This window comes from Photobacterium sp. NCIMB 13483 (assembly GCF_003025475.1).
Lineage (GTDB): Bacteria > Pseudomonadota > Gammaproteobacteria > Enterobacterales > Vibrionaceae > Photobacterium > Photobacterium piscicola.
This window is the reverse complement of record NZ_PYLV01000046.1, coordinates 1-5,769: the sequence shown is the minus strand read 5'-3', so window position 1 is coordinate 5,769 and position 5,769 is coordinate 1. Positions and strand designations below refer to the sequence as shown.

Annotated in this window: 4 protein-coding genes and 3 tRNA genes; 4 read left to right on the top strand and 3 right to left on the bottom strand. The window is 40.1% G+C overall.

Translation table 11 applies throughout. The features are described from left to right. Positions 1 to 2: 2 nt before the first annotated feature. The 3 genes from C9I86_RS19585 to C9I86_RS19575 form a co-directional block, all read right to left on the bottom strand. Positions 3 to 86 (bottom strand) — tRNA-Leu (locus tag C9I86_RS19585). A 170-nt stretch (positions 87 to 256) separates the two neighbouring features. Next, positions 257 to 332: transfer RNA gene (locus C9I86_RS19580), tRNA-Gly, on the bottom strand. 17 nt (positions 333 to 349) lie between these two features. Then, positions 350 to 423 (bottom strand) — tRNA-Cys (locus tag C9I86_RS19575). A gap of 489 nt (positions 424 to 912) precedes the next feature. Here C9I86_RS19575 and nirB point away from each other — a divergent pair. The 4 genes from nirB to cobA all read left to right on the top strand — a co-directional run bounded on the left by nirB (position 913) and on the right by cobA (position 5,596). Then, on the top strand, positions 913 to 3,480 hold the full coding sequence (gene nirB, locus C9I86_RS19570) for a nitrite reductase large subunit NirB (RefSeq protein WP_107277256.1): 2,568 nt from the start codon (positions 913 to 915) through the stop codon (positions 3,478 to 3,480). Next, positions 3,477 to 3,803: a nitrite reductase small subunit NirD gene (nirD, locus tag C9I86_RS19565; RefSeq protein WP_107277255.1), complete on the top strand. Its 327-nt coding sequence runs from the start codon at positions 3,477 to 3,479 to the stop codon at positions 3,801 to 3,803. The genes nirB and nirD overlap by 4 nt, the downstream gene beginning before the upstream one ends. 114 nt (positions 3,804 to 3,917) lie before the next feature. Further along, entirely contained in the window at positions 3,918 to 4,733 is an 816-nt protein-coding gene (gene nirC / locus C9I86_RS19560) for a nitrite transporter NirC (RefSeq protein WP_107277254.1), read from the top strand. A 38-nt stretch (positions 4,734 to 4,771) separates the two neighbouring features. Then, positions 4,772 to 5,596, top strand: coding sequence for a uroporphyrinogen-III C-methyltransferase (gene cobA / locus C9I86_RS19555; RefSeq protein WP_107277253.1), 825 nt, complete (start codon positions 4,772 to 4,774; stop codon positions 5,594 to 5,596). The last annotated feature ends 173 nt before the right edge of the window (positions 5,597 to 5,769 follow it).

Below are 5,769 nucleotides of genomic sequence, written 5' to 3'. Positions count from 1 at the left end.
GGTGCCCCGGGCCGGACTTGAACCGGCACAGCGCGAACGCCGAGGGATTTTAAATCCCTTGTGTCTACCAATTCCACCACCAGGGCACGCAATTTCTTGCGATGGGTAAGACACCATCTGTAAATACCGCCTAAGCCGTATTTTTTAATTTGGAGCGACACACGAGGTTCCCGATCTTGTAAACTCAGGCGTGACCTCAACATTGTTGAGTCACCTCTTGTATTGCTGAACACTGATAACATCAATATTCTTAAATTGGAGCGACACACGAGGTTCGAACTCGTGACCTCAACCTTGGCAAGGTTGCGCTCTACCAGCTGAGCTAGTGTCGCATATTCTCAAAAGAGAATGGAGGCGCGTCCCGGAGTCGAACCGAGGTACACGGATTTGCAATCCGCTGCATAGCCACTCTGCCAACGCGCCATTTTTGTAAAGAACCTAATCTTCACTCACCTTAGCAAGTCACCCCGCTGCGGTATGTGGTGTAATTTACTGATTTTACGGGCTGAGTCAACGAAAAATTATGACTTTTTATTTAAGTGGTTATTTTCCGTTACATCCACCTAAAAATCAGCCCATTGTTGATCAAAATCCACCCACTTAGAATTCAAAGAATTAAATTGAAATATTATCAACCCTTTAAACTGTCATTTGTTTATATATCGCAAGTATTCATATTCATTACTATGGCTTAATTACAGGTATGTTATTCGTCCTTAATAACACCATTACCTATCTTTATTCTCTTTCTTTTTATAGCACTTATTAATGAAGTTAATTTTTACATCTAATCATTTGATTTTTAAGCATACCTCTTTAGGGTTATTTAAAGTTTGACTTGATTTGTGTCATATTTATTCTAGTTAACACTCAATAAGCTTATCGTAATTCACGATATTGTTAAGAGGATCTATGAACAAAGTCAAAATAGCAATTATTGGTAACGGTATGGTTGGTCATCGCTATATCGAAGAGCTAGTCGATAAAGCTGACATGAGTAACTATGATGTTACTGTCTTTTGTGAAGAACCACGAGTTGCTTATGATAGAGTTCACCTCTCATCTTATTTCTCTCATCACACTGCAGAAGAATTATCTCTCGTTAAACAAGGTTTTTATCAAAAACATGGTATTAACGTTTTCTTAGGTGAACGTGCCATCACGATTAACCGAGATCAAAAACTCATTTATTCTAGTAGTGGTCGTGAAGTTCATTACGATAAATTAATTATGGCAACAGGATCGTATCCTTGGGTGCCATCAATTAAAGGTAATGATTCAAAAGATTGTTTTGTCTATCGTACAATTGAAGATCTAAAAGCGATCGAAGCAACGGCTAAACACAGTAAAAGTGGTGTTGTCGTTGGTGGCGGATTATTAGGACTAGAAGCAGCTGGTGCTTTAAAAGCACTAGGTGTTGATACTCATGTTATTGAATTTGCGCCAGTATTAATGGCTGAACAACTAGACCCTCATGGCGGCGCGCAACTTCGTAAAAAAATCGAACAACTTGGTGTTATTGTTCATACAGGTAAAAATACCCAAGAAATCATCGCAAATGGCCAACACGCTCGTAATACCCTTACCTTTGCTGATGGCACTTCACTCGAAGTTGACTTCATCGTATTCTCTACTGGTATTCGTCCACAAGATAAACTCGCTCACCATTGTGATTTAGAGCTAGGTAACCGTGGTGGTATTGCAATCAATAATTTCTGTCAAACATCTGATGATGATATTTATGCCATTGGTGAGTGTGCATCTTGGAACAATATGTTCTTTGGTCTCGTTGCCCCTGGTTATAAAATGGCACAAATTGCTGTCGGTCACTTACTGGGCGAGTCTCATACTTTTGACGGTGCTGATATGAGCGCCAAATTGAAATTACTAGGCGTAAAAGTTGGCAGTATTGGTGACGCGAATGGCCGTACTCCTAACTGTAAAAGTTATGTTTACCTTAACGAACAGCAAGATGTGTATAAACGTATTATTGTTTCTGAAGATGGTAAACAACTATTAGGTGCAGTATTAGTCGGCGACACCGCTGATTATGGTAATTTATTACAACTTAAATTAAACAATATTGAATTACCTGAAAACCCTGACAGTTTGATTCTACCTGCTCATGCTGGTGCAGAAAAACCTGCAATGGGCGCAGATTCATTACCTGACAGTGCGGTCATTTGTTCATGTTTTGACGTCACTAAAGGTAAAATAGCAGCCGCCGTTGCTGAAGGTTATACAACACTTGGTGATATAAAAGCGTTAACAAAAGCAGGCACAGGCTGTGGTGGTTGTGTTCCATTAATCACTCAAGTCCTTAATAGTGAACTTGCAAAGGCTGGCGTTGAAGTTAAGAATCACCTTTGTGAGCATTTTGAATACTCTCGTCAAGAACTCTTCCACCTTATTCGCGTTGAAGAAATCACCTCTTTTGATGCTTTACTTGCTAAATACGGTAAAGGTTACGGTTGTGAGGTGTGTAAACCTGCCATTGGCTCTATTCTGGCGTCATGCTGGAATGAATACGCTCTTAGCCCTAAAAATACACCGTTACAGGATACCAATGATATTTTTCTTGGCAACATGCAAAAAGATGGTACCTACTCTGTTATCCCACGGATGGCGGGTGGTGAAGTAACACCTGCGGGATTATTAGCATTAGCTCAAATTGCAAGTGATTATAAACTTTATACCAAGGTAACTGGCGCTCAACGTATAGGCCTTTTTGGTGCTCATAAAGACGATTTACCACAAATTTGGCAACGTCTGATTGATGCCGGATTTGAAACAGGTCAAGCCTATGCCAAAGCATTACGCATGGCAAAAACATGTGTTGGTAGCACTTGGTGTCGTTTTGGTGTGCAAGACAGTGTCGGTTTAGGCGTCCAACTAGAAAACCGTTACAAAGGTATTCGTACTCCTCATAAAATGAAGTTTGGTGTTTCTGGTTGTACTCGAGAGTGTGCCGAAGCTCAAGGTAAAGATTTAGGTATTATTGCAACAGATGCGGGTTGGAATATGTATGTCGGAGGTAATGGTGGAATGAAGCCCCGCCATGCTGATTTATTAGCAGCAGATCTTGATACTGCAACATTAATTAAATATATCGACCGCTACTTGATGTTTTATGTGCGTACTGCCGACAAATTACAGCGTACTTCAACATGGTTAACTAGCTTAGACGGCGGTGTAGACTATCTAAAAGATGTCATCATCAATGATAAATTAGGCCTTAACCAACAACTTGAAGCTGATGCAGAACGGTTGATTGCGAGTTATCACTGTGAGTGGCAAGCCACACTAAGCAATGAGCAGCAATTAAAACGTTTTTCTCATTTTATTAATAGCACAGAACGTGATAGCAATGTTGTTTTTGTACCCGAACGAGAACAACATCGCCCTGCAGCTATTAGTGAAAAAACAATCAATAATGAACAAGATACAACCTTTATTATTTCATTGGAGGAAAAAGCATGAGTCAGTGGATCTCTGTATGTAATCTTGATGATTTGATCCCCGGCACAGGCGTTTGTGCCCTAGTTGGCGATCAACAAGTAGCTATTTTCCGTCCAGACAATAGTGAGCAATTGTTTGCCCTCAATAATAAAGACCCCTTTGCACAATCAAATGTCCTCTCTCGTGGGATTATTTGCCAGCATCAGAATCAACTATGGATCGCGAGTCCATTAAAGAAACAACGCTTTTCATTAGTTGATGGCCATTGTTTAGAACAACCTGATATCAAAATTGCTTGTTATCAGATTCAAGTTCATCAGGGTCAAGTACAGGTTCGCTTGTAATTAGAGCAGTAATGAGTTTGGCCGAGAGTGCCAAACTCTTCTTTGCCATAAGTTAATACGGCAACTTGTCTATTAGCTTATGACAAACAGTTTTAATTTCTACAGGGAAAATGTATGTACGCTGATACCATCAAAAAATGCTCCGCTAATGCGGCACGTATTGTTGAATTTGCACAAAAAGAGAAACTCGGATTTTGGCTAAGCTCTGCTATGGCTGGCGCTTACGTTGGTTTGGGCATTATTTTAATTTTCACACTTGGCAATATAGTCGACCCAAGTATTAGACCCCTTGTAATGGGATCGACATTTGGCATCGCTTTAACCTTAGTGATTATTGCTGGATCTGAACTTTACACTGGGCACACTATGTTTTTAACTTTTGGTGTGAAAACAGGTCAAATCACCGTTGCTGACACATTACGTGTATTACCCCAAACATGGATGGGAAATCTATTAGGTTCGGTTGGTGTTGCCCTACTTTTCTTTTATGCCGGTGGTGGCAAACTTTTAAACGATGGTAACAGCCTATTAAATAATGTTGCTATGGCAAAAACTGCAGCTCCAGCGTCGGTATTACTGTTTAAAGGCATGCTATGTAACTGGCTTGTTTGTTTAGCTATTTGGATGTGCCAACGCGTTGAAGGTTCAGCAAAATTCATTGCCATTTGGTGGTGTTTATTGGCCTTTATTGCTTCAGGATTTGAGCACTCAATCGCTAATATGACTATTTTTGCTCTATCTTGGTTTGGCGATCACAAAGACGCATTTACCCTCGTTGGTATTGGACATAACTTATTGTGGGTAACAATCGGTAATACGCTTTCTGGCGTAGTATTTATGGGCTTAGGCTATTGGTTTACAACACCAAAATCACAACGTCCAATGATTAAATCAGCAACAGCTGATACTCAAGTACAGCAATCAATATAATTATGCCGACCATAATGACACAGTTTTGGAGTAAACTTATGCACCCATCAGACACTTTATATGCGTTATCTACCCCAACTGAAATCGGTAAAGTGATTCTTGTTGGTGCAGGCCCAGGTGATCCTGATTTACTTACAGTCAAAGCACTACGCTTGATTCAACAGGCTGATGTCATTATTTATGATCGCTTAGTCTCACAAGAGATCGTTGATCTCTTTCCTCCTCGCTGCCAAGCCATTTTTGTAGGGAAAGAAGCCGGTAATCATTGTGTGCCTCAACAGCAAATTAATCATCTGTTAGTTGAACATGCATTAGCTGGTAAACAAGTCGTACGTTTAAAAGGTGGCGATCCGTTTATTTTTGGCCGCGGGGGGGAAGAATTAGAAGCTTTACTGCCATTTAATATTCCTTTTGAAGTCGTACCGGGGATCACTGCAGCATCAGGATGTGCAGCATATGCAGGCATTCCATTAACCCATCGCGATCACGCCCAAAGTGTGCAATTTATTACTGGGCATTTAAAACAAGATCAAGATCAAATAGATTGGTTATCACTGGCGCGCGCTAAGCATACGTTAGTGTTTTATATGGGATTAAATCAAAGCAGTGTTATTCGTCATAAATTAAGTGCTTATGGTATGTCGCTAACAACACCTATAGCCATTATTGAGCGTGGTACAACGATCCACCAACGCGTATTAACAGGAGAACTCGCTCAAATAGAAATACTTGCTCAACAAGCTGCTAGCCCTGCTTTAATTATTATCGGTAGCGTTACTCAGTTATCCCAACAACTAAATTGGTTTAATCAACAACCAGATACACTAACCAATATAGAACAAGAGATGCAACGTTATGGTTAAGTTCGGCTGACTTACTAAGTTATAAACACAAAAAAGCGAGCCATTAGCTTAATGCTGATCAGTTAAGCCCAAAATGATCAGTTGAACGATCCTGTAGATGTGTAAAAATCCAAGTGTATTTAATGCACTTGGATTTTTTTATGTTTTTAAGACAAGCACTTGAACAGATACAT